Below are 24759 nucleotides of genomic sequence, written 5' to 3' on the forward strand. Positions count from 1 at the left end.
ATAAAAAGAACCGCAGGTCTCTTCAGATCTACGGATTTTCGCCATGCCACGAAATTAGCATCATGCTAGCAAGTTAAGCGAACACTGACATAATAAATTAGTGGTTAACTATATTTTTTTACTTTGCAACAGAACCTCAATTTGTAACTGAATCTGATGATAAAGATTATAAAGAAATATTACTACAAGAATTTCCTGAACAATTAACTAATTATTTAATGAATTATCATTATAAAGATTTAGAAGTTATAAAAACTGTTATTCTTAAAGCAAAAAAATCATTTAATTCAAGACATGAAGATATGCATTACATGTTAGAGGACATTGAAGATGAAATATTAATATCTTTAAAAAGAGTAAAAAAAGCGATACATGATAGAGGTGTTAAAGGCCAAAAGGAAACGATCATTTCGATGCAAGGGTACTTAATGAGTACGATTTTAAGTGAACTTGAAGAACTTTATTCAGCCGATATGAGAAGACAAAATATGACGAAATATAATATTTTTAATGGCGGTGTAAACTTTAGTTAATCAATAATTCTTATGAAAGGAATTGATGATTATGACAGAGTTTACACCGTCTTTTTCTAATTTTAAGACATTAGACTATCGTGAATTTGTAATTTTACGTTATCACAATATTTCAAAGCGTAAAATATGTAAAATGTATAATATTGCATATTTTCGTATATTAGAAATTTGTGAAATGATGCGTAAAAATGATTTTCGATTCACATATAAGGATTATCAATATTTAAAATCACATAATGTGAGTAACGCATTTATTTGTAAAATGTATCATATTGATCCATTAGATTTAGAATTTTTCGAGGTGATGAATCGTTAGATTGATTTAAAAATCGAATAGTTCAGGAGAAGCATAGAAACTCCGTTATCAAAAATGCAGTGGTACGTCTTTGCGGGAGTTATTCCTATTCGTGCGACCCTATTTAAAGTAATCAAATTTAAAATTTTAAAATAAGGATGGTAGATATTTATGAAACCAGTATTAGATATTAACAAAACATTAGGTAGTTTGAATTTTATGGGAGTAGATGAAAAGTATAAGTATGAAAATGGAGAGCGTACAAATGAAGTAGTTTATGCTTATAAATTAGCAAGTAAAATTCAAGGTGAACAAATTACAGTTAAAACACCTAATAAAGTTGAGTTAGATTATTTACAAGAATGTGAATTAGTAAATCCGGAATGTAATATGTATGTTCAAATGCAAGGAGATTTCGGAACAATTGGTTATAGTTGGAAAGCAGAAGATATTAAAGTTTCTGGTGGCATGACTTCAGCAAAACAATCTAAGTAAATTAGGTGATCAAAATGGATTATTATACTTTTGACAGATTAAAACCTTATGCTAAAAATTTAAAAATAGAAGATAATATTTTGAATTATGTGGCATCACGTTTTAATTGGGGAGATAAAATATCACTTATGTCATTGGCTAAGGAAATACAATCAAAACCATTTACTGATGATTATATAAAAGAAAATACACCAAAAGGTCGCCCTAAAATTTATGGCGATCTTTGTCTATTATGTATTAATTTGAGTCAAGGTGGTCATGGTAGAATGCTTCAAGTTAATTTGGAAGATTGTATTTATATTGGTGATGTAGAGAAAGACTGAAATATTATGATGTTTAACTTTCCTGTTGTAGCTTTTAGCTCATGCAGGCGCAGAAATGCAAGCACGGAGTGCGATTCGCATTTGGGCGGAGCCTGCGACAAATGAGCGTTAAGAAAGTGAAAACGGGAAAGTTATCAAATCGCTTGCGATTTGATAGGAGGTAATTGAATATGTGTTCAAAAAATGATTCTACCCCCCTTACTAATAGGGGGGTAGCCAGTCCAATAGAAAGTGCCATGGAGGCAGTCGTAGACTGGGTTCAAGTAACATTCCATATACCCTCCATTTGGGAGGTAATTGAAGACATTATTGGGTTGCCAAAAGAATTGTTTAAATATCGTGAAAGTGGCTTGTATTTTTATAATAGAGGTTATGAATTTTCAAATATTAGACTGTTCTATTCTGATAATGATGAATCAATGGGTATTCATTTACAGCTTTCTGGTCAAGGTTGTAGAGAGTTTGAATATCATTTAGTACAACAAGGTAAAACATGGAAAGATTTTTTTAAATCATGTATGAAGTGTAAAGCGAATTTTACAAGAATTGATGTTGCGATTGATGATTTTAAAACGTATTTAAAAGTGCCATTGTTAATTAAAAAAGCTGAGAAAGCTGAGTGTATTTCGAAGTTTCGTGCTGGTAGTTCTATTAATGGGTTTAATTTAGCAGATGGTAAAACAAAAGGTGCTACTTTTTATATTGGTTCAAAGAAAAGTAATTTATATTGTCGTTTTTATGAAAAAAATTATGAACAAGCATTTAAACGTAATTGTGATGTTGAGGAGATTGGACCATGGAATCGTTATGAAATACAAATGAGAAAAGCTTATGCGGTGAATTGTGCTGAAGTTTTAAGTGAAACAGATAATATTACGTTTTTAGTTAAATCTATCTTGAATAACAACCTACGTTTTGTATCACAACCGACTAATGGTGATGATAAACGAAAACGTAGATGGCCATTATATAGACCTTGGGCTTTATTTATGAAAGAAGCAGATAAAATTAATTTATCTATGAAGCCTTCTTTAAAATCGATTGAAGATAATTTAGAATGGTTAACTAAACAAGTAGCGACAACTTTAGATACTGTTTTAACGGCTGAAGCTATGGCAAAATCAGAAGGGTTGTTAGAAGGTTCAGATTTTTTAAATGTTATATTAGCGCATTCAAGTTTTAATGATGAACATAAATCAAGAATTGATCGTTATATAGAGGAATTGAAATATAAAAAAAGCATTGAGTAAAAACGGGAAACTCAATGCTCATTACCCACTCATCAAAAAACAAGCGAGGTGTTTAAATTTGAAATTTGTTGTGAATTTCAGAAAAAATCTATTGAGATTTTTCAACAAACATATTATATCACGTTTTTCAAAGAATGGAAAAGTTTATGATGTTTCTGATGAAGAAAGAAAAAAAATACCTAAAGGAACTAATAAGAGAAAAATTATAGTGATTACATTTTATAGTGTATTAGTGTTATTACTGTTTATATTAATCATTGCTTTTGTGGGTGCTACTAATGCCAAAAATGAAAGTCAAAATGCTTTAAAGACTGTTAAAAAGGTTGAAGCTCAATATCAAGATAATGTAGAAACTGTTCAATATAATCCGAAATTAAAGTTATTTACTGATAAATTTATTGATGACTATATGAATTTATCTGATGAGGATAAAACTTCAGAAGCAAGACAGGAAAAGCTGAAAGCTTATTATCCAAAGGATTATAAACAAACAGAGGAACATGCTGGAAATGCAACGAGGGTTTTAAATAGTAAAGATTTTTATAATATTACTAAAAAAGATAAACAAACAATTGTTCAATACATTGTGGATTATGATTTAAAAATTCAAGAAGAACAAAATGAAAAAGTAAGGAAGAAAAAAGAAAAAGGTAAAAAACAAGAATATGAAATAAAGACTGTTATGAAGGAACGTATTGTTAATCAAAAAATGTTGATTAATTTACCAATTGAGAATAAAAATAATCGTTATGTGATTATTGAGTATCCTTATTTCACATCTATTCCAAATAGTAAGCTAGATCATGGAAAAATGGTTACAGATAATTTAGAAGATAATAAGCGTGAAGATAATCCTAAAGCAAGAAAATTTATTGAAGATTTCTTTCATAAATATACGTCTAGTAAACCAGAAGATATGACTTATTTAATGGATAATCCAGTGGGATTAGAAGGCAAACGTGAAATATCGAAGTTTAATGATATTCGTTTATATCCTAAAGGTAATGGATATATTGCAAAAATTGATTTAGGAATAAAAGATAAAGGGTCACCTTTAGAGAATACTGAACACTATACATTAGAAATAATTAAAAAAGATAAAAAATATTATGTTAAGAAAATGACCAATACTATAGGAGGTTAAATTATGTTAAATATATTAAATTCATTATTTGTTTTAGGTGCTGCTAAACCCACAATTGGTGGTGTAGGAGATTGGCTGACGAGTGAGGTCGGTACAGGTATTGGAGTTATAGTATTAATTATAGGTGTAGGACATTGGATTGCTGGTAAATATGGTAAGATGGTTGCATTATTTTTAGTTGGTGGTCTTATGTTCTTTATCTCAAAAGGCCCAGAGCGTGTATTCAATGGTATTTCAGCGATATGGCAAATGATATTTAGTAGTGGTAGTTGAGGTGAATTGATATGGATAAAAAAGCGTATAACTTAAAACGTACGTTTGAACAACCTATTGTATTTTACGAGTTTACTGATAATTTTCGCTGGAATAAAGGTGTTAGAGCTGATTGGGCTAGTACTTTTATTATTTTGGAAATTTTATTAATCATTTTATATGTTAAAGGTTTATCTATAATTATTGGTTCAATACAAGGTCTTACGATAATTTATTTTACAGCTTTACCCTATTATTTAACGAAACATCTAGTAAAATTGAAACAAGATGGTAAAAAATTGATGTTCTTTTTATGGGATTTTATTCTATATATTTTTACAATTCAAATAAAAAAGACACGTTTTTCTTATGATGAAGAAGTTCTTTATCAAAATAAATCAAAAATAAGATTTAAATAAATAGTCCCTATGGGGGCTATTTTTTTGGAGGGATATAATGGATTTAAAATCACCTTATGCTGGTATTAAAGGAAATATGGAATTAACGAAGTCTGGTGAAGTATGGGCTTATTATCGTATACATTCTGAAGCAATTTCTACGGCAAATTATGAAGCTAAAGAAGAATCGAAAAAACGTATGAAATATTTTCTAGAATCTATTAAAGGTTATAAAGATTTTCATTTTGAAATGTATGATCATGATTTAGATTTAAGAAATAAATTCAAGGAAATTAGTGTAGATTTTGACGATGAAGCATTTGATGTTGCTAAATATTATTCAGATGAAACAATTAATGTGTTAGAACAAGAATTAAAAATGATAACGCATAGTTCATTTGTTATGGGTGTAAAACTTAGAGAGCTTTCAGATGAGTCTGTAACATTTAAAGAAATAATGAAAAATACATTATCAGAAACAGCAGAAAAAATTATAGGTAATTTTGGATTTGATGTTCAATTAGATTATTATATATTAAATCGTTATCAGTCATTCGAACGTGAATTGGCTGATAATTTTTTAGCAATTGGCGGTGAGAGATTAACTGAAAATGAATTAGCTTATATTATAAGAAAGCCATTTATATCAAATTCAACGCATGATGTGCAAGAAGAATCATCAAGACGTGCACCGACTGACATGTGTAATGTAGTTATTGATCCAACTAATTTGAGTGTCTTGAAAATTGAAAATGAGAATGAAACATTTTATTCAACAACAGTTGTTGTAGATGATTTTCCATTAGATATGGAATATACTCATTTATTTGAAAAAGCTCAAAATATGCCTTTTCCAATTGAATGTCATGTAAAAGCACGTATCGTTGAAAATGAAAAGATTAAGAAAAAATTTGACCGTGCTAAGGTTAATCATAAAGCGCAATCTAATGAAAAACAAAATACTGGAGATGATGCTTCAGAAGCCGTTCAAGATAATTTATATGTTTTGAAAGAGATGGAAAGTGAAGTATTAGGCTCTGGTGTATTTATGGAATGGGTATTTATGTTTGTAATTAAAGATGAGTCTTATAAAGCTTGTAAAAGAAAAGCTAAACGACTTATGAAACGATTAAAAGAAACCGATATTTACGCAGTAAATCCTTTGGCAGACCAGTTACAATTGTTTTATCAATGTTTACATGGCAAAGAGTTGTTTATTAATAAATATTGGTTGCAACGTACGACAGCAACTGGAATTGCTGAAAATTTATTTGGTGTTTCACAAAGTTTAGGGACAAAAACAGGCTTTTATATTGGACGTATAGATAAATTTATACGTTCAGTGTCTCGTGAAGAAGCTGTTGCGAGTTCGAGAGATATTGTATTGTTTAGTTTATTATTAGCTGCAAAAGGTATTAAAGGTGCAGTAAGTGATTCACCTCATGTATTGATAACAGGTCAAACAGGTAAAGGTAAATCATTTTTAGCAAAATTATTATGGATATATACTTCGTTCTTTAAAGGACAAATGATATATTGGGACCCAAAATCAGAATTTGCTGATTGGTTTGATCGTGTAACTGAAGATGAGAATATGCAAAAGAAATATCCCCTTTTTATTAAGCATTTAAAATCATTTAAATATGTAACTTTAGATTATGAAGATTCAACCAATTATGGTTGTCTAGATCCTATTGTATTTTTAGATGGTATAGAAGCAAATGAAATGTTGAAATCAGTATTTGATGAAATTAAATCATTTGAAAATTATCATCATATAGAAACTGCTATTTATAAAGCAATAACTGAAACAATTGATGAAAGAGAGTCTGGTGAAATAGTCGGCTCTTTAAATGTAATTGAAAAATTACAAAATGATAAAGATAAATCAATTAAAGATGCTGGTGATTTACTTTATCAAAAAACACAAAATAATATATTGAAATTAGTTTTTAGTAATGGTGAAAATGAAGCTTTGAATATTCAAGAAAAAGCGACGATATTACAAGTTAAAGGTTTGGATATGCCAAAATCTGATGATGATCCAAGTGGTTACTCAACAAGTGAGAAAAATGGTATTACATTAATGTTGTTGATTGGGAAATTTTTAGAGAAGTTTGGTTCACGTCGTAATGTTCAGACTACCCTATTTATTGATGAAGGTTGGGGATTTAGTGCTAGTCGTCAAGGAAAGAAAGTTGCTAAGCGTATGAAACGTACAGGACGTTCTGAAAATAACGCTTTAGTATTTATAACACAATCTGTAAGTGATAAAGCTGATGATGATGGTGGTAATTTTGGTTGTCATTTTGCGTTTGATGAAAAAGATGAACGTGAAGCAATACTAAAATCTATTGGCTTAGAGTATTCGAAAGAATCACCAGAAAATATGGAAATGTTAAGAGATTTGAAGAAAGGTCAATGTATCTTTACTGATTTCTATGGTCGTGTTGGGAAAATGGTCGTAGATTGTCCATTTGAAGAAATGACAGAAGCATTTAGAACACAAGAAGATTCAGCTAGTTCTAAAGCAGAAGAAAAATTTGCGATATAGAGATTAAATAAGATGAGATTTCTAATTAAAATATGTAAGGATACATTGTGTGGCAATGTATCCCTGTTATGAGGTGTTCTTATGAATGAATTTTTCACTCTGGTATTATATGTATTATTTAGTTTAATTTTTACGTATTGGATAATTCCTTATGGAATATATTATACTTTGAAACAAAAAAATTTAGAAAAAGAAGAATTTATTCGTCAACAGTACTTTTCGAGGTGTTGTAACTATTCAGATAAATATAAGTGAATATTATAAATATTGTTATATTAATGTAGTTTATTTCATTAAATATAGGTTTATTAATCATAAAGATAATTAACATTATGTTAAATTGATGTATTATAAGGCTTATTAGCCAACCTAGAATTTCACTTACTCTTGTTGGATGCCCTTTACCATATACTACTAAAAAGGCTGATATTATAAATAAAATTAAACACATTCCAATTAGGTAAAAATAAAACCAATATAAGCTGATTATCATATCACTAGTAATATTGTTTAAAATTTTTGATAGATAGTTATTAGTAATTTTATTTAATAACTTTTTAATATTTATGAGTAGTCTAGGTTGGCAGATATGTGTAATAAAAATAGTTAGATTAATGTAAGTAATTAGAAATAATGCAGTGCCTATATTTAACCAGTTTAAATTGAATTTTATCATTAGGAGGTATCCTTTCTATGTCTATTATTTATATTGGTTTAACGATACTTTTTTCGTTTTTAAGTATTTGGAGAATAAATAGATTATGTACAGTTGAGAATGAGCGGCATATAAAAGCAATCAATGACATATTGGTTATGCCTATTAAATAATTATATCTTTATTAACATTATTTGTTAATTGATTGTTACACTTAATATCGTTGTTTAATTATATATTTTATTTTGTAGTTCATTTGAAGAAATGACAGAAGCATTTAGAACACAAGAAGATTCAGCAAGTTCTAAAGCAGAAGAAAAATTTGCTATTTAATATTCAGTTTGTAAAAAGTATTTAAGTATATTAAAATATTCATATAAAATATTTTAAGGAAGTGTATATATGAAATTACATTATACAAAAATGAATTTTTATAAGTTAGATGAATCATTTTTTAATATAACTGATGGGCTTATTCCAGAGCCTTTTAATAGTTTAGAATGTATAAAACAATATAATGAAAAATGGTCTAAAGTAATTACTTATTTGTTAAGTGATTTTAAAAATGAATTTTTTGAAAGACAAAATATGGATGATATATTAAGTAGTAATATTAACTTTAATGATTCAATAAATGAAGTTTTTACGATTGAGAGATTAGATGGGAATGGTAATATAGTATATGATTTTGGTTTTGATATTGAAAGAGCTGAAAATTATATTAAAAAAGTAAAAAAAGATTGCCTTAAATTTTCCTTATCTCAATTTGGTGAGGTAAATGAAAAAAACGTGGTAGTGTATCAACATTATAGTGATGATACACCTTTAAAATTAGAGCCTATTATTTTAGGTGCTGATTTTGTTAATGGACGTTCTTTATTTTATAATATTGATGATAATATGCTTGATTTACCGTTGGTCATTGATGGAAATAAAAGAGTGAGTTATGCAAGGTCTAATAGTTATAATAGTATTTTGGGTTATCATTTAAGTTTAAGTGATATGATCGAGGGGAAAGTATTGTTATCAAGATTAGATGAAGCAATTTTATCACAAACTGCAGATACAATTAAAGTTGCTAAAATTATTAAAGATGACACAGATATTGATGAATTTAAAAAAGAATTTGAAGATTTTTATGAGAAATCATATTTAAATAAGTATTTTCATGATTTATTTTCATGATTAAGGAGATAGTTTTTACTATCTTCTTTTTTTAGGAGGAATATAATGAGTTTAAAAGAAATTCCAATTTTTAAAGGAACTAGAATACAACCTTATTTTAAGCATATTGATTTTATGTTTGCTGGTGTATTTTCAATTATATTTTTAGTTTATCGCGTTTATCAGCTTATTCAAGGTTATCAAAGTAAATATCAAACATTTGAAGTGGCTGAAGTATATTATTACTTTAAGCCACATTTTTTATATTTAGTGATTGGTTGTTTAGTGATATTTATTGTTGCTAAATTAATAGCACAATTATTATTTAGATTTAAAGAGAAAGACCTAGCTGAAATGATTGAAACTCAAGGTTTTCATAATCGTACAGTAACACAAAAGCGCACAGAATTTTTAGATATAGATATTAAGAAAACAGAATATGATTACTACCCTACTTTATTTTATAAACGTGGTAGAAAAAAATTCATCCTGCATATTAAAAAAGATGGTTCTCGATTTCAAGACCATTATTTAGAATTAGAATCAATCATTGAACCCATGTTTAATTGTGAATTGGTAGAAAAGAAACATATTGGTCGTTATTTACGATATGAATTTATGCCATTGAAGTATAAAAAACGTATTGTGATGAATGGACAACAGAAAAATAACATTGTTGATTATGATACTAAAATTTATATTACACGACAAATTGTTTGGGATTTTGTAAAAGCACCACATGCACTTATAACAGGTATTACTGGTGGTGGTAAAACATATTTTTTATTTTATATTATTCGTGAATTATTTCGTCGCAAAGCTGAAATACGTTTATTAGATCCAAAAGTATCCGATTTATCATTTATGAAACGTGTGATTGGTGCTGATAAAGTAGCTGACACGAAAGGACAAATATTAAAACAATTACGTGAAGCTAATGAAGAAATGGAATCGCGATTTAGATTAATGAATGAAAGTGAAGCTTATAAAATTGGTAATGATTTTAGAAATTTTGATTTAAAACCATTTTTCATTGTTTTTGATGAAGTTACAGCTTTTACATCTACATTGGATAAAAAAGATTTACAAGAAATGAATGATTATTTGATTAATATTATTATGAAAGGTCGACAAGCTGGTGTATTCATGTTCTTAACTGCACAACGACCAGATGCTGATGTTATTAAAGGTAATGTACGTGATCAATTAGGTTTACGTGTTTCATTAGGTAATTTATCTTCTGATGGTTATCGTATGACTTTTGGACAAACAGATAAAGATTTTCAACCTATTCATGAATCAGATATTGGACGAGGTTATATTACAATATTAGGGCAATATAATGACCCTGTACTATTTGATGCCCCATTAATGGAACAATATGATTTTGTAGAAGATGTTAAACAAATTTTAAATAAAAAGGATGATTAAAATGAATAAAAAAAATATACAAGAAAATTTGAAAATTTTATTTAAAGATGAGGGTATGAAACAAGTTATTTTAGCGGCTGTTGACATATCTAAAGATGATCATTTAACAAGAAGAGAAAAAAGACAGTTATTAAAAATTGAAAAAATAACAAAACAATTATAAAGGTGTTGATATATAAACCGAATAAGGAGTGATTAAATGAAGCATAAAGGGATTTATCTTTTATGCTTTTTAATTTTGCCTATTTTATTACTGACAACGTTCAATGTGTATGCAGTATCAAATCCAGTGGGTCAGCCTAGTAAATCAGTGGAAGCAAAAATTGAAAAGTATGGAGATAGAGATTTAGATCGTTATCGTCCTTGGTATGATAAAAAAACTGATTGGAATCCAGTCGGTGAAGAAGAAGTAGCACAAGGGATTAATAATGTGACAAATTTTTTCTTTAATATGACTAAGATAATGGTTAGTACAACAGATTATGCGATAACAAATTTATACAATTTAGATGTCATTAATGATTTCGCAGATGAAATTGGACAGTTTGTAAGTGACATGTATACAAAGTTATTAGATAATTTAGCGATGACGTTGTTTATTATATTATGTTTTAATGCTTTTATTGTGTTTACTGTACAAGGGAATGCTAGAGAAGCATTAAAACGAGGTTTTCTTATATTTTGTTTAATTGGTTTTGGTGTTGGTGTGTTAGCGAATGCTGCTCCAATTATTAAAGGAACAAATAATATTGGCAAAGAAATCAATAATATTGTATTAAATAGTACAACAGCTATTAATGGAGATGTTGATTATGTAAATGAAAATTCTGGTATGAATAAAATACGTAATCAATACTTTAATATGACGATTTATAGAACATATTTAATGATGAATTATGATACGGTTAATGAAAAAGAAATAAAAAAGAAAAATGAGGAACGTGTAGATAATTTATTAGATTTACCGTTTAAAGTTAAAAATGTGGAAAAATTTAGTAAAATAATAGATGATGAAGTTAAAAAGTATGATAATAAGGCGATGGATCAATCTAATGTGATTGGACAATTAGGTGTTGTAATAATTGGTTTTATATTGACGATATTTATATCTATTGTTTTTTTAGCAATTAGTTTTGCGAAAGTTATATTTTCAGCTTTTTCATTATTTTTATTTCTATTCTTAGTATTTAGTTGGATATTAAGTTTTTTACCGAATATGGAAATATCAGTTTTCAAAGCGTTTGCGAGAACGATTGGTTATATAATTTTGAGTGCTTGTATGACGTTTTTATTTATTGTGGTGAGTTTTTGTGTAGATATAGCTGATATGTTTATTAAACCTAATAGTAAAGATGCTTATTTTTTAAATGCGTTATTTGTGGTTATTTTAATTTTTATATTGTACAAAAAACGTAGTCAAATTATTGCTTTTGTTACACGTGGTAATGTTAGCTTCTCACCTGGTGCAATTGGTGCTGCTGCAACAAATAAAACACAACAAGCATGGAATAAAATGCGTAAAAAACAACATGAAAATAAAGTTGAAAAACGAAAAAGACAACAAGATAATCCACCTAAAATGCCTAAACCAAATAATGAGTCTCCTGATCCTAGTGGAAAAGGACCACATGATTATAAGAGAAAGTCACAAGATAATCAATCTCCAAGTAATGTTGATCCAGTTGTAAAATCTACTAAGTTTAAAAGGAATAAGCAAACACAACAAGAGACTCAAGTTGATAGTAATAAGTCAAATAATGATTCTACTAATCGTAAAGGACAAATGAATCCATCTGGTGATGTTGATTCATCTACAAATAAACTAGAAAGTTCTCAAAAACCAAAATATCAAAAAGAAATTCAGCAACAAGAACAAATACGTGAAAAGTTAAATAAAGACGATATTCAACGAAATGAACAAAGTAATCAATATCTAAATAATAATGATCATAAAGTACCTAAAGAAGTTATACGTACTGAACAACGTAATAAAAATAGAATAAAACAATCAAATTATGATAATAATATTGAAAAAAGGCAAATTCAAAATCAACAAAATAAACAAAATAAACAGAATATTAATAATAATCATAGTCAACAACCTATTGAGCGTAAATCACAAAATCAAGAACAAAGTGATAAATTAAAAGAACAAAAGGATATTAATAAACATGGTAAGTAAGCGTGAAATTGCGAAAAAAGCCATTAAGTATACGCCTATAGGTGCAAAGATAAAAGCATTGAAAATTTTGTTGATTTGTTTTGTAGTTATTATTTTTATGATTCCTGTTGTTTTTATAGGGCTCTTTAATACTTCTAATAATAGTAATGATGATGGAGATAATGGTGAAGTGATATGTAAAGGAGGAGATGTACCGAATAAAGGTATAGAGGTATTTGAGAAAAATGCTAAAGGTGGGGCTTTTGAGAATAAAACTGAAGATTTAATTAAGGTTGCGAAAAAATATGATATTCCTCCTAACCTATTTTTAGCTATAGTTGCCCATGAGAGTCTATGGGGACGTGGTGTAAATGCAAAAGTACAAAAGAACCCATTTAGTTTAATGGGTTCGGGTACTATCCATGATAATTATTTCCCTACTTTAGATAAAGGATTGGAAGCAGGAGCAAAAAATTTAAAAGATTTATATATTAGTGAAGGACTAGACACACCTAAAAAGATTGGTCCTAAGTATGCACCCACAGTTGGTGCTACAAATGATGATACAGGTTCTAATCATCATTGGATTCCAACAGTTGAACGTATTATGAAAGACCTAGGTGGTGATAGTGAAGCTTCATGTAAGTCATCTACTAAAGGCAAAAAGATGGACTTTAATGGTAAATTACCCAAATGGTCTGATAGTGATCCTGGTAAAGGTAATTTATATGATGTTGGTCAATGTACTTGGTATGCTTTTGGCATTCGGCAAAAAATGGGTAAACCTGTTTCAACTTATTGGCATGATGCACATAATTGGAATGATCGTGCGAAAGCTGAGGGATATAAAGTTGATAAAAAACCTGAACCTGGTGCGTTATTTATAGCAGAACAAGGTGCAGGTGGTCATGCACAAAGTACAGGGCATGTAGCCGTTGTCATTGGTGTAAGTGATGGCGGGAAAAAATTTAGAGTTTCTGAGATGAATTGGGAAGGCCCATCTATTGTTAGTGAAAGAGATCTTACTATGGCTGAAGGTTATAGTTTTATTCACGATAAGGAGTGATGTATTATGGATATGAAATTTAAATTCATGTTGTTTGGGGTAGTTTGTTTGTTAGGATTACTTGCCTTTTTTATGGGCACACAATATTCTAAACAACAAGTGGCAAGTATTGAGTTTAAAAATGAAACATTAAATAAGCAAATAGATATATTAAAATCTAAAAACAAAAGTTTAAATCAAACGATTGAGAGACAATCTAAAAATGTGATTGAAAAAGAAGAAGATAATATTCGTGATACTTCTAAAGATTTTGTTAAATTGATGTTCAATTTGAAACCAAACACTTCATTTAAAGATAAAGAAGATTATATAAAGCCTTTAATAACAAAAGATTATTATGATGATTTATTTAATGAATCAAAGTCTAATTATAATATATATGATGATATTCAAATTGATAATATTCACGTTTATTTTGAAAGATATGATCCTGTTAAAGATAATTATAAAGTATTTGTACAATTTGATGAAACTGTTTCAGATACAACGAGTGATAAAGTTCGAAAAAAACAATCTTCTGTACAATTAGATTTAAAGCGTGAAAATGATAAATGGTTAATTGAAAACTTAAAACGCTTTAATTTAAAACCATTAGGATATTGAACTGTGTCATTAGAATGATATAATTTACTAAAAAGGAGTGAATATATCATGAAAAAATGGAGTGTACTATTATTAAGTTTTACTTTATTACTTACTGGATGTGGTCAGACATATGATAAAGAAATTAAAGAAGTTATTAAACTAGAGAAGAAGATTTTTGATGATATGGGTGAGGCTAAAGATTCAAATGATAAGTCTGCAACACGTGATGATAGTAACATTAATGTTTATGAAGATGGTAATGTTATAACGATTACAAATAAACCTTTTAAAGATTTTGATAGTGAAGTTACATCATTATATAAAAGAAATGAAACGACGGGTAAATATGAAAGAGAATTTAATAAATATTATGAATCTGATGAATCTGAAAAATATATGAAGGAGCATAAACCTGATTATCAAGAAGAAAATATGAAATAAAAAAATCAACTCCTTTATTGTTGTTAGACAGCGGGAGTTGATTTATTTGTCTCTCTCTTTATTACATTTTAAAATGATTATTGTTAAATGTAAAGGAGAGGTTGTTGTATGGGAAAAAGAAAAAAACGTGAAGAAGTTGATTATTATACGCGTTTAGCTATTGCAAAATATAGAAATGAAGGTAAATCTATAGCTGAAACAGCTAGAATAATTAATCGAAATTATAGAGTTGTTTATGATGAAATAAGAAAGCGTTCAGATGAAAATGGTGAATATAACCCAGTTGTTGCACAAGAACATGCAAAAGAATCTAGACGTTATAAAGAAGAAACAGTTATTAAACGACGTTCAATAAGACCTGAAACAAAGGCATATATAGAAGAAAAACTTGCTTTAAAATGGTCACCAAGACAAATAGCTAGCCAAATTGAAGAAGATACAGGTGTTTATATAAGTTATCCTACTATATATAGATATATTCGAGAAGGTGTTGTTGAAGTAAATCGTGAAAGAGATTTAAGACATGGTGGTAAAAAGTATAATAAATCTAATGAAAAACGCGGTAAGTTAGATGTAGGCCGACGTGTAATACGGTATCGACCCAGTAAAAGCAAATAGTCGTGAAGAATACGGTCATTATGAAGTTGATACTATTTGGAGTAAAAGACCATCAACATCATGTTTAGTTACAATTATAGAAAGAAAAACAAGGTACTTATATGCAGTAAAATTAGATACAAGAAAGTCTATTGAAGTTTGTAATTCCGTTATTTCTATTTTAAAGGATAAGAATCCTAAGACTATTACAATGGATCGTGGCAAAGAATTTTCGATGTTTTTATTATTAGAAAGAGAACTTAAATGTGATGTATATTTTAGTGATTTAGGTCGTCCTTATCAGCGTGGTTCTATTGAAAATGCGAATGGTTTATTAAGACAGTATTTTCCTAAAGGTACAGATTTTAAGAATATAACACATAAAGAACTTTCAAAAGCTGTTGAAGATATAAATGAACGTCCCAGGATGATTTTTGAATATATTAGTAGTCAAGAAATGTTAGAGATAGAAAGGCAATCTATTTAATTTATCTATACAAAATTGTAACCCCTAAATAAGTGACCGTGTGAGGAACGAACCTGTTACTTATTTAGGGGTAATCTAAGCGAACGGTTTACAGTGAGTGCGGAAGTGATACCTGCATATATTTTGTATAAATATCCAAAACTAAGCTAATAATGTTTTATACTATTATGTCGTTTTCCATGAGAATTTAAGAAAATTCTGTTGGAATGCGACTTTTTTTAGTTATTTCAGTTAAATATTAAAAAAATATAATTTTTTTGAAGAAATTTGCATTTTTCTATTGACACATCGCCAATTAATAAATTAAATAAGCTTGCAGCAATCAAAGAAACATCAAAATATAGTGTTAAATCATCAGATTTTCTAACAAGTAATCAAGAAATAGTCAAAGACTTAGAACAAGGTTTATACAGAAAACGTATGTTAAGCTACGGTGGTTTACTCAAACAAAAACACAAAATTTTAAATTTAGATGACTCAGAAGACGGGAACTTAATTAATACTTCAGACGAAAAGACAACATAAGAAGAACAAAAAGCACACTCAATCATGGCAATATGGAATTATCAAAAACAAAACTACTACATCAAAAAATAATAAAAAAACTGACCTCAATCAGAAACTATGTATAGTGATTGAGGTCAGTTTTTTTATTATTAAATATTATTGGTTTAATAGTGTTTTGCTTTTGATAATTCTTTACATATCGTCAAGCCAATGTCATGTCGATGTTAAGTAAAAAAAGTTTTTTAGCCTCTGCAGGAACTATGCGATTAAACGGCACGTTTATCTATTTTACATGCCAATTTTTAAATTTGCATGTAAATGGGCAGTGTCTAAAAAATAGCCACTGGTTTTGCTTAAATTTTGTTTGTGAAATGAGAATATATTTATTTGGCTTATATTTGCGTTTTAAGAGCCAATATAAGCTTTTAGGTATAAAACTATATAAATTACCCTTAAATCTTTAAAATACCCCTTTAAAATGCAAAATAAGTATATTTGATTATCACATGTGTTTTTGAATTTAGCACGATACCATTTTGGTATGTAAGTGTGCCTTTGGATAAATAAAAAAGTCCTGGTCTATTATAGACCAGGACTTTTTTATTTATCGTTAGACCGCAACAACATTAGTTGCTTGTTCGCCACGTTGACCATCAACTATGTCGAAATCTACGCTTTGTCCATCTTCTAAAGATTTATAGCCTTCTCCAACAATGTTAGAAAAGTGAACGAATACGTCGTTACCATTTTCTCTTTCGATGAAACCAAAACCTTTTTCTGAATTAAACCATTTTACTGTACCGTTATTCATATAGAATACCTCCGAGTGCTTTTGCACATAATATTTGTAACAATTTCATTTATAAAAAAGAGGATATTCTAGAAAAATACACTACAATTAAATTCACGAGCTTTTATTACGTTAGATTAAGTATACGCTTATTTATTGGATAAGTACATCTTTATTTTTAAAAGCACGCATTTATGCCGAGAAAATTTATTGATCGTTGAGAAGAACCCTTAACTAAACTTGAAGACGAATGTCGGCATAGCGTGAGCTATTAAGCCGACCATTCGACAAGTTTTGGGATTGTTAAGGGTTCCGAGGCTCAACGTCAATAAAGCAATTGGAATAAAGCAATATTTAGGTTAGAGAAAAATAAAAAAGGTGGTTTATATGGGTATAAGGGTCGTGAATGGAATAAAAGAGGGTCTATCAGTATTTGTTCTGTTAGTAATTGTTGCAATAACTTTAAATTTTTTAAAATTGGATATTGGATATAGCAGATTTTGGACTTATTTAGGTAACTTAGGAATCATTAATTTTTTTGATGAAAAACCATTAAATGGATTAGTTGTTTTAGGTTTTTTATTAGGTTTAATTGTTTTTGTTTTAGCTTTATTTTTTCCTGATAAAGAGAAAAATAAATAGTTATGATTTTAGGTTTTGAAACGAGTTGAAAACGAGTTTCTTCTTGTCTTGTTTTAAAATTGTTGAACGTGTCCGATTTCTACAAGCTAAGAGTAAATACAGAAAAGGCTACATTTAAGGTACAAAAAGCTTACAAGTGATTTACGATTTAAATGTAGTTAAGTTGTATCGTTTTGGTTAATAAAAATGTAGCGTTATAACATGCTTTTATTTGGCTCATATTTGCGTTTTAAGAGCTTATGTATGTTTTTAGGTATAAAACTATATGATTTACCTCTAAATCTTTAAAATGCCCCTTTAAATTCAAAATAAAGGCATTTTAAATTTAAATAGTTCTTGTGATAAAGTTTGTTAAAAAAGGAGGTATTAATTTGATATTTATATATATAATATTTTCGGCTATTTTACTTTATTACGCTTTAAAATATGGAATTAGAAATGGTTTTGTTGAACTTGAAGCGAATAAAGACGGTTTAGTTTACTATAAAAAAAGTGCGAGTTTGCTTGAAGAGATAGGAAATATTTATAGTAGAGTTTCTACGTCTAAATCTAAAGAAGCGAAAGCTATCTATAATGAGGCTTTTGACATATTGCTTTCTGAAAAAAAGCCGAAGATTATATTTAAAGAATTAACTGAGAAGAAAGAAGAAATTTTTAAATTAAGTATAGACGATTAACTAGTTTTAAATGACGCATTTATGCCGAGAAAATTTATTGTGCGTTGAGAAGAACCCTTAACTAAACTTGCAGACGAATGTCGGCATAGCGTGAGCTATTAAGCCGATCATTCGACAAGTTTTGGGATTGTTAAGGGTTCCGAGGCTCAACGTCAATAAAGCAATTGGAATAAAGCAATCTTGAATGTGACAATAATGTTCGTTTTATCGACCTTTTTCTTTGTTAGTATTTATATTAATAAAGCTTAAGGAGGTAAATATTATGATTTTAGATATTTTAGGTTATGTATTTGGAATAGGTTTTATTGTGTTTGGAATTTCTGCTTTGGTACTTTGGGGAAATGAAATTTATAAAATTATAAGTAAAAGTAATAAAAGAGTTAGTTATAAAAAGAGTACTTATTGTGCTGGAATATCTATCATATGTGTTGTAGTTTTACTTATTACTGCTAATGTGTTTTAGGTTTTTGAAACGAGTTGAAAACGAGTTTCTTCTTGTCTTGATTGTTTTTGTTTTAGCTTTATTTTTTCCTGATAAAGAGAAAAATATAAAGTGAGAAATGAATACTAGTTTTTGATTAGTCTAGTTTTTTATTGGTTTTGATAATCATGTATAAGAGGAAAATACAGAGAGTTACACTTTGTATGATGGTAGAGTATAGTATTATATTTTCTTTTTTTGTTATTAAAGAATATATATCTAAAACTATAAGTATTAAAGAAATATAAAGACTATATCTAAAAATTTGTTTTGTATATTTTCCACAAATTATTTGTGCTTTATTCCAATTTTTTTGTGTTTTCATTGATTTCTTTGTTCGAAAACCATAGAAGTGATTTATATTTTCAGGAGGGTTTTTAATCATTAATTCTCCTAGTAAAATCATAAAAATACTTGAAGGTAATAAAAGCATTGATGACATCCTTTTTTATGTTTTTGAAATGAGCTTTTTCTTTTTTTTGATTAAACTAAAGTTTAACTAAAAACATGATTTAGTAAAGGATTTATTCAGGGTATAGTCGACTATATAATTCATTTGTCTTTTATGCCGAGAAAATTTATTGATCGTTGAGAAGAACCCTTAACTAAACTTGAAGACGAATGTCGGCATAGCGTGAGCTATTAAGCCGACCATTCGACAAGTTTTGGGATTGTTAAGGGTTCCGAGGCTCAACGTCAATAAAGCAATTGGAATAAAGCATCTATGATTATTTGAAAATATAAGTTATAATACATTCAAAAATATCTTTGAATGAGGTGTATTATGATTCAAACGGTTATTACTGCTGCTATTCTTTATATTGCGACAGCAGTAGATTTATTAGTGATTTTATTAATATTTTTTGCTAGAGCAAAGACTAGAAAAGAATATAGAGATATTTATGTTGGTCAATATTTAGGGTCTATTATTTTAATATTAGTTAGTTTGTTTTTAGCTTTTGTATTAAATTATGTTCCAGAGAAGTGGATATTAGGTTTATTGGGTTTAATACCAATTTATCTTGGAATTAAAGTGGCTATTTATGATGATTGTGAAGGAGAAAAGAGAGCTAAAAAAGAATTGAATGAAAAAGGATTGTCTAAATTAGTTGGTACGGTTGCAATTGTTACGATAGCAAGTTGTGGTGCTGATAATATTGGTTTATTTGTTCCGTATTTTGTGACATTAAGTGTTACTAATTTATTAATTACTCTGTTTGTCTTTTTAATTTTAATTTTCTTCTTGGTATTTACTGCACAAAAATTAGCTAATATTCCAGGAGTTGGAGAAATTGTTGAGAAATTTAGTCGTTGGATTATGGCTGTTATTTATATAGCTTTAGGTTTATTTATTATTATTGAAAATGACACTATTCAAACAATTTTAGGATTTATATTTTAATTTAGGGTGTGATTTTATATGAGTTATGAAAATACTTGTGATGTGATCTGTGTACATGAGGATAAAGTTAACAATGCTTTAAGTTTTTTAGAAGATGATAAATCTAAGAAATTACTTAACATTTTAGAAAAAATTTGTGATGAGAAGAAATTGAAAATCATATTATCTTTGATTAAAGAAGATGAGTTGTGTGTTTGTGATATTTCTTTGATATTGAAAATGAGTGTTGCTTCAACTTCACATCATTTAAGGCTTTTATATAAAAATGAGGTACTTGATTTTTATAAAGATGGAAAGATGGCATATTATTTTATTAAAGACGATGAAATAAGAGAGTTTTTCTCTAAAAATCAGGAGGGTTTTTGAAACGAGTGAAACGAGTTTCTTCTTGTCTTGATAGTGTTTTGCTTTTGATAATTCTTTACTTATCGTCAAGTGGATGTCATGTCGATGTTAAGTAAAAAAAGCTTTTTTAGCCCCTGCAGGAACTATGCGATTAAACGGCACGTTTACCCACTTTTTATGCCAATTTTTAAATTTGCATGTAACTGGGCAGTGTCTTAAAAAATCGACACTGGTTTTTAGAAAAAATCATTTTGTGAAATCAAAATATATTTATTTGGCTCATATTTGCGTTTTAAGAGCGTATATAAGTTTTTGGATATAAAACTATATGATTTACCCCTATTTCTTTAAAATGACCCCTTAAAATTCAAAATAAAGCATGTATGAGAATGTATAAAGTCAAAAAATAAAGTTGATTATAGAATCTATAAGCTGTTTTTTAGAATCTATCAGAATCTATAATTTTATAAACGTTGATATAAGTGACTTGTAAAGAATCTGAATACTTAAAAATATAAAGTAAAAAATGAATAGAAAAATTATTGACCATTTTTGACCTTTATGTTATATATATAGTGAAAATAGTTATATCCTTTGTAGGGAGGGGTTGATATGAATTTAGATAAAAATTCAAAAAAACTAATTCCTTTTAAGAATATGTCTAATTTTGATGGTTTATTTGAGTTTTGTCCTTTTATCGAATTTGAAGTTAATAGTAATTGGGAAGAATATTTAAATTATTTGGAGTATGTCAAAAGTATTAATCAAAAAATAGGTTAATTATTATAAGGAGTGATTATCATGGCTTATGATTTAAAACCATTTGGAAAAGATTATTTTGATATGACTGCTAGTGAATTGTTTAGAGACTTTGGAAGACAATTTTTTAGTAATTTACCTGACCAAAAAACTATAAAAACGGATATTAATGAAAAAGAAGATAGATATGAATTAACAGCTGAGCTTCCAGGCTTTTCAAAAGATCAAATAGATATTTCTTATGAAAATGGTATGTTAATCATTTCTGGAGAAAATAATCAGGTGAATGAAGAAAAAGATAATGAAGGTAAAGTAATTCAAAAAGAAAGATCATATAGTAATGTGAAGAGAATGTATTCACTTAATAATATAGACGAAGATAATATTGAAGCTAAATTTGAAGATGGTATTTTATCTGTAGATTTACCAAAAACTGAAAATAATCAAAGAAAAGTAATAGATATCAAGTGATAGTTAAAAAGAGATGTGAATCTGATTTCACATCTCTTTTTTCATTTTTATTCCTCTTTTGCTTTTTATTTTTTAAACGAGTGAAACGAGTTTCTTCTTGTCTTGATATGACTGAGTTCAACTTCTTTCTTATCGTTAATGAATTTGACCATAAGAAAAGTCGTTAACTCTCAAATTAAGGAGAGTTAACGACTAAAGCAAAAGTTACTCATACTGTATAATGTTTATTTTATATATAAATATTAATCTTAATTGATGTATGTATCAAGATATATACTTGCTTGTGTATATCTTGTAAATTTATGGTTATGATAATAGTCGAGATATACTGGAATTTTGGTTTATTTTCGTTTTTTTAGAAACGAGTGAAAACGAGTTTCTTCTTTTCTTGATATCAATAATAGATGTTATGGTTGGCTTAACCAATGAAGAGAAAAAAGAATTAGAAAATATGGAAATGCGTAAAGTTGAATTTAAATATAAACTCGTTCTTACAGAAAAAATGATGAAATGCTAGGACAATAAGCAGTTAAAATAGAAGTTCAACACATGTGCAATAAACACTTGTGTTGAGTGTACATGTGTTAGTTAACTAAATTATCTATATGAGGTATGATTAAAAGTAATTGTATTATTGAGGTACACTCTAATCATATAATAATTTAGAAACACTATATTAAAAGGTTAGTTTATTTGAAAGTAATTTTTAAAAGGCATATTATTAAATTAACTAAAACAAGGAGGTTTTATCAATGAAAGCAGCAGTTTGGTATGGTCAAAAGGATGTACGAGTTGAAGATCGAAAATCTAAAGAGTTACAAGATAATGAGGTTAAAGTTAAAGTGTCTTGGGCTGGCATTTGTGGTACAGATCTACATGAATACTTAGAAGGCCCTATATTTATTTCAACAGACAAACCAGACCCGTTCCTTGGCCAAAAAGCGCCCGTTACATTAGGCCACGAATTTGCAGGCGTAGTAGATGATATTGGTTCTAAGGTTACAAAATTTAACAAAGGCGATCGTGTTGTTATTAATCCTACAGTTTCAAATCGTGAAAAAGAAGAAAATATTGACCTTTATGATGGTTATTCATTTATAGGCTTAGGTTCTGATGGTGGATTTGCAGAATTTACAAATGCCCCAGAAGAGAATGTTTATAAATTACCAGATAATGTTTCTGATAAAGAAGGCGCCCTTGTAGAACCGACGGCTGTTGCAGTTCAAGCAATTAAAGAAGGCGAAGTTCTATTTGGCGATACTGTTGCTATTTTTGGTGCAGGTCCAATCGGTTTATTAACAGTCATAGCAGCTAAAGCTGCAGGTGCAAGTAAGATATTTGTTTTTGATTTATCAGAAGAAAGATTGAATAAAGCTAAAGCAATAGGTGCTACTCATACTATCAATTCTGGTGAATCAAACCCAAGTGATGTTATTAATAAACATACAGATAATGGCGTGGATGTAGCATTTGAAGTAGCTGGTGTAGCACCAACACTTAAATCTGCTATAGACGTTACTAAAGCAAGAGGTACTGTCGTTATAGTGTCTATATTTGGTCATCCTATTGAATGGAATCCAATGCAATTAACTAATACAGGTGTAAAACTTACTTCAACGATTGCTTATACACCTACTACATTTCAACAAACAATAGATTTAATTAATGAAGGTAATTTAAAAGTTAAAGATGTTATTACTGATGAAATAGAGCTAGATAATATTGTGGAGTCAGGATTTGAACAACTTGTAAACGATAAATCACAAGCAAAAATTCTCGTTAAATTATAATATAGATTATAAAAACTAATGAAAGGAGAATCTCTAATTTGAAGATTCTCCTTTCATTAGTTTTCTTTCTGTGATTATTTGTTTTTACTACTTCATTTTTATTATTCTATATACAGTAGAACGACTCACTCCTGTTTGTTTAGCAATCTCTTCGCCTGTAAGTTTTTGTTCATCGTATAGAAATTTAATTTCTCTTTTCTTATGGTCAGGCAATGAAGGTCTGCCGCCTTTTCGCCCTCTTGCTCGTGCTGCTTCTAATCCTTTTTTTGTTCGTTCACTTAATAAGTTAGCTTCAAGTTCAGCGAATGCACTCATCATGGTAAAGAACATCTTGCCCATCGCATCTTTAGTCGATACGTTCATATCTATAATATGTAAATCAATGCTATTATCATCCAACCATTGCGATAGCTCAATTAACTGTTTTGTTGTACGTCCAAGACGATCTAGTTTATAGATAACTAGGATATCTCCTTCGCGTAAATAATCTAAACACTTATCAAGTTCTGTTCTTTTCGTTTTGCGACCGCTCGCTTTCTCGCTAAAGATACGTTCACAACCATATTCCTCAAGTGTATCAATCTGTCCATCAAGACTTTGATCTTGTGTTGATACACGTGCATAACCAATTTTAGCCATTTCAATACCACCTCTTTTAATCGTTTTATGGGCACTTATTAACGAAATCTAATTCTCGATGCAAATAAACGCGTCTCTCATCGTCTAAAAACTCATGATTTTTGATATTTATGATACATTGATTATAACACAAGTTTATAGACTTAAATATCCAAGAAAAACCTCTTAATATTAAGTTAAGAGGTTTTGTGTCAAAAACAATCGTTTTTTGTAATTTATCTTTTTAAATAAAACTTTAGAATGACGTTATGTAACATGACTAAAATCTTATCATCATAAAAAAACCGGTAATAAAATTATTAGGCACTGCACCCTTACTAAGGGAGCACAATATAAACACTATTTTCTAGGCTGCTAATTTCCTATATTCTATAGGGGATAAGTAGCCTAGTTTTTGTTGAATTCTAACTTTATTATAGTTTTCA

General features: G+C 28.6%; 29 protein-coding genes and 2 pseudogenes. 28 read left to right on the forward strand and 3 right to left on the reverse strand.

Going from position 1 to position 24759, the window contains the following annotated elements:
* The 20 genes and pseudogenes from LQ686_RS12310 to LQ686_RS12405 form a co-directional block, all read left to right on the forward strand.
* A pseudogene (locus LQ686_RS12310) lies at positions 1-77 on the forward strand (IS6 family transposase); the annotation flags it as partial.
* 99 nt (positions 78-176) lie between these two features.
* Entirely contained in the window at positions 177-533 is a 357-nt protein-coding gene (locus LQ686_RS12315; RefSeq protein ID WP_345772684.1) for a replication protein A, read from the forward strand.
* Positions 534-564: 31 nt separating this feature from the next.
* Positions 565-849 carry a hypothetical protein gene (locus LQ686_RS12320; protein WP_239733417.1) on the forward strand — a complete coding sequence of 95 codons (285 nt, stop codon included), beginning with the start codon at positions 565-567 and terminating at the stop codon, positions 847-849.
* Positions 850-999: 150 nt separating this feature from the next.
* Positions 1000-1323 carry a DUF961 family protein gene (locus tag LQ686_RS12325; RefSeq protein ID WP_239733419.1) on the forward strand — a complete coding sequence of 108 codons (324 nt, stop codon included), beginning with the start codon at positions 1000-1002 and terminating at the stop codon, positions 1321-1323.
* 14 nt (positions 1324-1337) lie between these two features.
* Positions 1338-1646, forward strand: coding sequence for a hypothetical protein (locus LQ686_RS12330; RefSeq protein WP_239733421.1), 309 nt, complete (start codon positions 1338-1340; stop codon positions 1644-1646).
* A gap of 170 nt (positions 1647-1816) precedes the next feature.
* Positions 1817-2896, forward strand: a complete 1080-nt coding sequence (locus tag LQ686_RS12335) for a replication initiation factor domain-containing protein (protein ID WP_239733423.1) — start codon at positions 1817-1819, stop codon at positions 2894-2896.
* 91 nt (positions 2897-2987) lie between these two features.
* Complete coding sequence (locus LQ686_RS12340; RefSeq protein ID WP_239733438.1) at positions 2988-4040, forward strand: conjugal transfer protein; 1053 nt, start codon at positions 2988-2990, stop codon at positions 4038-4040.
* A gap of 3 nt (positions 4041-4043) precedes the next feature.
* The gene (locus LQ686_RS12345) at positions 4044-4313 is read left to right on the forward strand and encodes a TcpD family membrane protein (RefSeq protein ID WP_239733425.1); all 270 of its coding nucleotides are present in this window, start codon (positions 4044-4046) and stop codon (positions 4311-4313) included.
* Positions 4314-4324: 11 nt separating this feature from the next.
* Positions 4325-4711 (forward strand): TcpE family conjugal transfer membrane protein, encoded by a 387-nt coding sequence (locus LQ686_RS12350; RefSeq protein ID WP_239733426.1) that lies wholly within the window; start codon positions 4325-4327, stop codon positions 4709-4711.
* Between the two features lie 37 nt (positions 4712-4748).
* Complete coding sequence (locus LQ686_RS12355) at positions 4749-7244, forward strand: ATP-binding protein (protein WP_239733428.1); 2496 nt, start codon at positions 4749-4751, stop codon at positions 7242-7244.
* A gap of 1057 nt (positions 7245-8301) precedes the next feature.
* A complete protein-coding gene (locus LQ686_RS12360; protein WP_239733429.1) occupies positions 8302-9084 on the forward strand; it encodes a hypothetical protein in 783 nt (260 codons plus the stop codon).
* Between the two features lie 45 nt (positions 9085-9129).
* Positions 9130-10494 (forward strand): FtsK/SpoIIIE domain-containing protein, encoded by a 1365-nt coding sequence (locus LQ686_RS12365; RefSeq protein WP_239733430.1) that lies wholly within the window; start codon positions 9130-9132, stop codon positions 10492-10494.
* A gap of 1 nt (position 10495) precedes the next feature.
* Positions 10496-10657: a hypothetical protein gene (locus tag LQ686_RS12370; RefSeq protein ID WP_239733431.1), complete on the forward strand. Its 162-nt coding sequence runs from the start codon at positions 10496-10498 to the stop codon at positions 10655-10657.
* A gap of 36 nt (positions 10658-10693) precedes the next feature.
* On the forward strand, positions 10694-12676 hold the full coding sequence (locus tag LQ686_RS12375) for a CD3337/EF1877 family mobilome membrane protein (RefSeq protein WP_239733432.1): 1983 nt from the start codon (positions 10694-10696) through the stop codon (positions 12674-12676).
* The gene (locus LQ686_RS12380) at positions 12666-13721 is read left to right on the forward strand and encodes a CHAP domain-containing protein (RefSeq protein WP_239733433.1); all 1056 of its coding nucleotides are present in this window, start codon (positions 12666-12668) and stop codon (positions 13719-13721) included. The genes LQ686_RS12375 and LQ686_RS12380 overlap by 11 nt, the downstream gene beginning before the upstream one ends.
* A gap of 6 nt (positions 13722-13727) precedes the next feature.
* Positions 13728-14324 (forward strand): hypothetical protein, encoded by a 597-nt coding sequence (locus LQ686_RS12385; RefSeq protein ID WP_239733434.1) that lies wholly within the window; start codon positions 13728-13730, stop codon positions 14322-14324.
* Between the two features lie 48 nt (positions 14325-14372).
* Complete coding sequence (locus tag LQ686_RS12390; protein ID WP_239733435.1) at positions 14373-14747, forward strand: cystatin-like fold lipoprotein; 375 nt, start codon at positions 14373-14375, stop codon at positions 14745-14747.
* A gap of 108 nt (positions 14748-14855) precedes the next feature.
* Complete coding sequence (locus LQ686_RS12395; protein ID WP_239733436.1) at positions 14856-15365, forward strand: transposase; 510 nt, start codon at positions 14856-14858, stop codon at positions 15363-15365.
* 34 nt (positions 15366-15399) lie between these two features.
* Positions 15400-15831, forward strand: a complete 432-nt coding sequence (locus tag LQ686_RS12400; RefSeq protein ID WP_239733439.1) for an IS30 family transposase — start codon at positions 15400-15402, stop codon at positions 15829-15831.
* Between the two features lie 315 nt (positions 15832-16146).
* Positions 16147-16428, forward strand: a pseudogene (locus LQ686_RS12405) (protein rep); the annotation flags it as partial.
* Between the two features lie 520 nt (positions 16429-16948).
* Here the strand turns inward: LQ686_RS12405 and LQ686_RS12410 are convergent.
* A complete protein-coding gene (locus LQ686_RS12410) occupies positions 16949-17149 on the reverse strand; it encodes a cold-shock protein (protein WP_001059083.1) in 201 nt (66 codons plus the stop codon).
* Between the two features lie 366 nt (positions 17150-17515).
* Between LQ686_RS12410 and LQ686_RS12415 the strand changes: the two genes are divergently transcribed.
* From LQ686_RS12415 to LQ686_RS12425, 3 genes are all read left to right on the forward strand, one after another.
* Positions 17516-17770, forward strand: a complete 255-nt coding sequence (locus LQ686_RS12415; protein WP_101035977.1) for a hypothetical protein — start codon at positions 17516-17518, stop codon at positions 17768-17770.
* A gap of 371 nt (positions 17771-18141) precedes the next feature.
* Complete coding sequence (locus LQ686_RS12420) at positions 18142-18447, forward strand: hypothetical protein (protein ID WP_107378013.1); 306 nt, start codon at positions 18142-18144, stop codon at positions 18445-18447.
* Between the two features lie 262 nt (positions 18448-18709).
* The gene (locus tag LQ686_RS12425) at positions 18710-18910 is read left to right on the forward strand and encodes a hypothetical protein (protein ID WP_239733437.1); all 201 of its coding nucleotides are present in this window, start codon (positions 18710-18712) and stop codon (positions 18908-18910) included.
* A 115-nt stretch (positions 18911-19025) separates the two neighbouring features.
* On the opposite strand, the gene LQ686_RS12430 is transcribed toward LQ686_RS12425, so the two are convergent.
* A complete protein-coding gene (locus LQ686_RS12430) occupies positions 19026-19370 on the reverse strand; it encodes an SdpI family protein (RefSeq protein WP_239733960.1) in 345 nt (114 codons plus the stop codon).
* Positions 19371-19712: 342 nt separating this feature from the next.
* Between LQ686_RS12430 and cadD the strand changes: the two genes are divergently transcribed.
* The 5 genes from cadD (at position 19713) to LQ686_RS12455 (ending at position 23695) form a co-directional block, all read left to right on the forward strand.
* Positions 19713-20330 carry a cadmium resistance transporter CadD gene (gene cadD, locus LQ686_RS12435; RefSeq protein WP_050960617.1) on the forward strand — a complete coding sequence of 206 codons (618 nt, stop codon included), beginning with the start codon at positions 19713-19715 and terminating at the stop codon, positions 20328-20330.
* An 18-nt stretch (positions 20331-20348) separates the two neighbouring features.
* Entirely contained in the window at positions 20349-20696 is a 348-nt protein-coding gene (locus tag LQ686_RS12440) for an ArsR/SmtB family transcription factor (protein ID WP_000119691.1), read from the forward strand.
* A gap of 591 nt (positions 20697-21287) precedes the next feature.
* On the forward strand, positions 21288-21455 hold the full coding sequence (locus LQ686_RS12445; RefSeq protein ID WP_158258750.1) for a hypothetical protein: 168 nt from the start codon (positions 21288-21290) through the stop codon (positions 21453-21455).
* 21 nt (positions 21456-21476) lie between these two features.
* Positions 21477-21905, forward strand: a complete 429-nt coding sequence (locus LQ686_RS12450) for an Hsp20/alpha crystallin family protein (protein WP_107566102.1) — start codon at positions 21477-21479, stop codon at positions 21903-21905.
* Between the two features lie 752 nt (positions 21906-22657).
* Positions 22658-23695, forward strand: coding sequence for a 2,3-butanediol dehydrogenase (locus LQ686_RS12455; protein ID WP_107591119.1), 1038 nt, complete (start codon positions 22658-22660; stop codon positions 23693-23695).
* 87 nt (positions 23696-23782) lie between these two features.
* Here LQ686_RS12455 and LQ686_RS12460 read toward each other — a convergent pair whose 3' ends face one another.
* The gene (locus LQ686_RS12460) at positions 23783-24334 is read right to left on the reverse strand and encodes a recombinase family protein (RefSeq protein WP_031837637.1); all 552 of its coding nucleotides are present in this window, start codon (positions 24332-24334) and stop codon (positions 23783-23785) included.
* Positions 24335-24759 lie beyond the last annotated feature (425 nt).

The organism is Mammaliicoccus sp. J-M41 (assembly GCF_022385935.1).
Classification (GTDB): domain Bacteria; phylum Bacillota; class Bacilli; order Staphylococcales; family Staphylococcaceae; genus Mammaliicoccus; species Mammaliicoccus sciuri_A.

Excerpts from the sequence above, each read along its gene's own strand:
- LQ686_RS12345 (WP_239733425.1), top strand. The coding sequence starts at position 4,044 with ATGTTAAATATATTAAATTCATTATTTGTTTTAGGTGCTGCTAAACCC.
- LQ686_RS12320 (WP_239733417.1), top strand. The coding sequence starts at position 565 with ATGACAGAGTTTACACCGTCTTTTTCTAATTTTAAGACATTAGACTAT.
- LQ686_RS12450 (WP_107566102.1), top strand. The coding sequence starts at position 21,477 with ATGGCTTATGATTTAAAACCATTTGGAAAAGATTATTTTGATATGACT.
- cadD (WP_050960617.1), top strand. The coding sequence starts at position 19,713 with ATGATTCAAACGGTTATTACTGCTGCTATTCTTTATATTGCGACAGCA.
- LQ686_RS12415 (WP_101035977.1), top strand. The coding sequence starts at position 17,516 with ATGGGTATAAGGGTCGTGAATGGAATAAAAGAGGGTCTATCAGTATTT.
- LQ686_RS12385 (WP_239733434.1), top strand. The coding sequence starts at position 13,728 with ATGGATATGAAATTTAAATTCATGTTGTTTGGGGTAGTTTGTTTGTTA.
- LQ686_RS12355 (WP_239733428.1), top strand. The coding sequence starts at position 4,749 with ATGGATTTAAAATCACCTTATGCTGGTATTAAAGGAAATATGGAATTA.
- LQ686_RS12370 (WP_239733431.1), top strand. The coding sequence starts at position 10,496 with ATGAATAAAAAAAATATACAAGAAAATTTGAAAATTTTATTTAAAGAT.
- LQ686_RS12360 (WP_239733429.1), top strand. The coding sequence starts at position 8,302 with ATGAAATTACATTATACAAAAATGAATTTTTATAAGTTAGATGAATCA.
- LQ686_RS12380 (WP_239733433.1), top strand. The coding sequence starts at position 12,666 with ATGGTAAGTAAGCGTGAAATTGCGAAAAAAGCCATTAAGTATACGCCT.
- LQ686_RS12365 (WP_239733430.1), top strand. The coding sequence starts at position 9,130 with ATGAGTTTAAAAGAAATTCCAATTTTTAAAGGAACTAGAATACAACCT.
- LQ686_RS12395 (WP_239733436.1), top strand. The coding sequence starts at position 14,856 with ATGGGAAAAAGAAAAAAACGTGAAGAAGTTGATTATTATACGCGTTTA.
- LQ686_RS12350 (WP_239733426.1), top strand. The coding sequence starts at position 4,325 with ATGGATAAAAAAGCGTATAACTTAAAACGTACGTTTGAACAACCTATT.
- LQ686_RS12460 (WP_031837637.1), bottom strand. The coding sequence starts at position 24,334 with ATGGCTAAAATTGGTTATGCACGTGTATCAACACAAGATCAAAGTCTT.
- LQ686_RS12445 (WP_158258750.1), top strand. The coding sequence starts at position 21,288 with ATGAATTTAGATAAAAATTCAAAAAAACTAATTCCTTTTAAGAATATG.
- LQ686_RS12425 (WP_239733437.1), top strand. The coding sequence starts at position 18,710 with ATGATTTTAGATATTTTAGGTTATGTATTTGGAATAGGTTTTATTGTG.
- LQ686_RS12375 (WP_239733432.1), top strand. The coding sequence starts at position 10,694 with ATGAAGCATAAAGGGATTTATCTTTTATGCTTTTTAATTTTGCCTATT.
- LQ686_RS12330 (WP_239733421.1), top strand. The coding sequence starts at position 1,338 with ATGGATTATTATACTTTTGACAGATTAAAACCTTATGCTAAAAATTTA.
- LQ686_RS12430 (WP_239733960.1), bottom strand. The coding sequence starts at position 19,370 with ATGTCATCAATGCTTTTATTACCTTCAAGTATTTTTATGATTTTACTA.
- LQ686_RS12335 (WP_239733423.1), top strand. The coding sequence starts at position 1,817 with ATGTGTTCAAAAAATGATTCTACCCCCCTTACTAATAGGGGGGTAGCC.
- LQ686_RS12440 (WP_000119691.1), top strand. The coding sequence starts at position 20,349 with ATGAGTTATGAAAATACTTGTGATGTGATCTGTGTACATGAGGATAAA.
- LQ686_RS12455 (WP_107591119.1), top strand. The coding sequence starts at position 22,658 with ATGAAAGCAGCAGTTTGGTATGGTCAAAAGGATGTACGAGTTGAAGAT.
- LQ686_RS12390 (WP_239733435.1), top strand. The coding sequence starts at position 14,373 with ATGAAAAAATGGAGTGTACTATTATTAAGTTTTACTTTATTACTTACT.
- LQ686_RS12410 (WP_001059083.1), bottom strand. The coding sequence starts at position 17,149 with ATGAATAACGGTACAGTAAAATGGTTTAATTCAGAAAAAGGTTTTGGT.
- LQ686_RS12325 (WP_239733419.1), top strand. The coding sequence starts at position 1,000 with ATGAAACCAGTATTAGATATTAACAAAACATTAGGTAGTTTGAATTTT.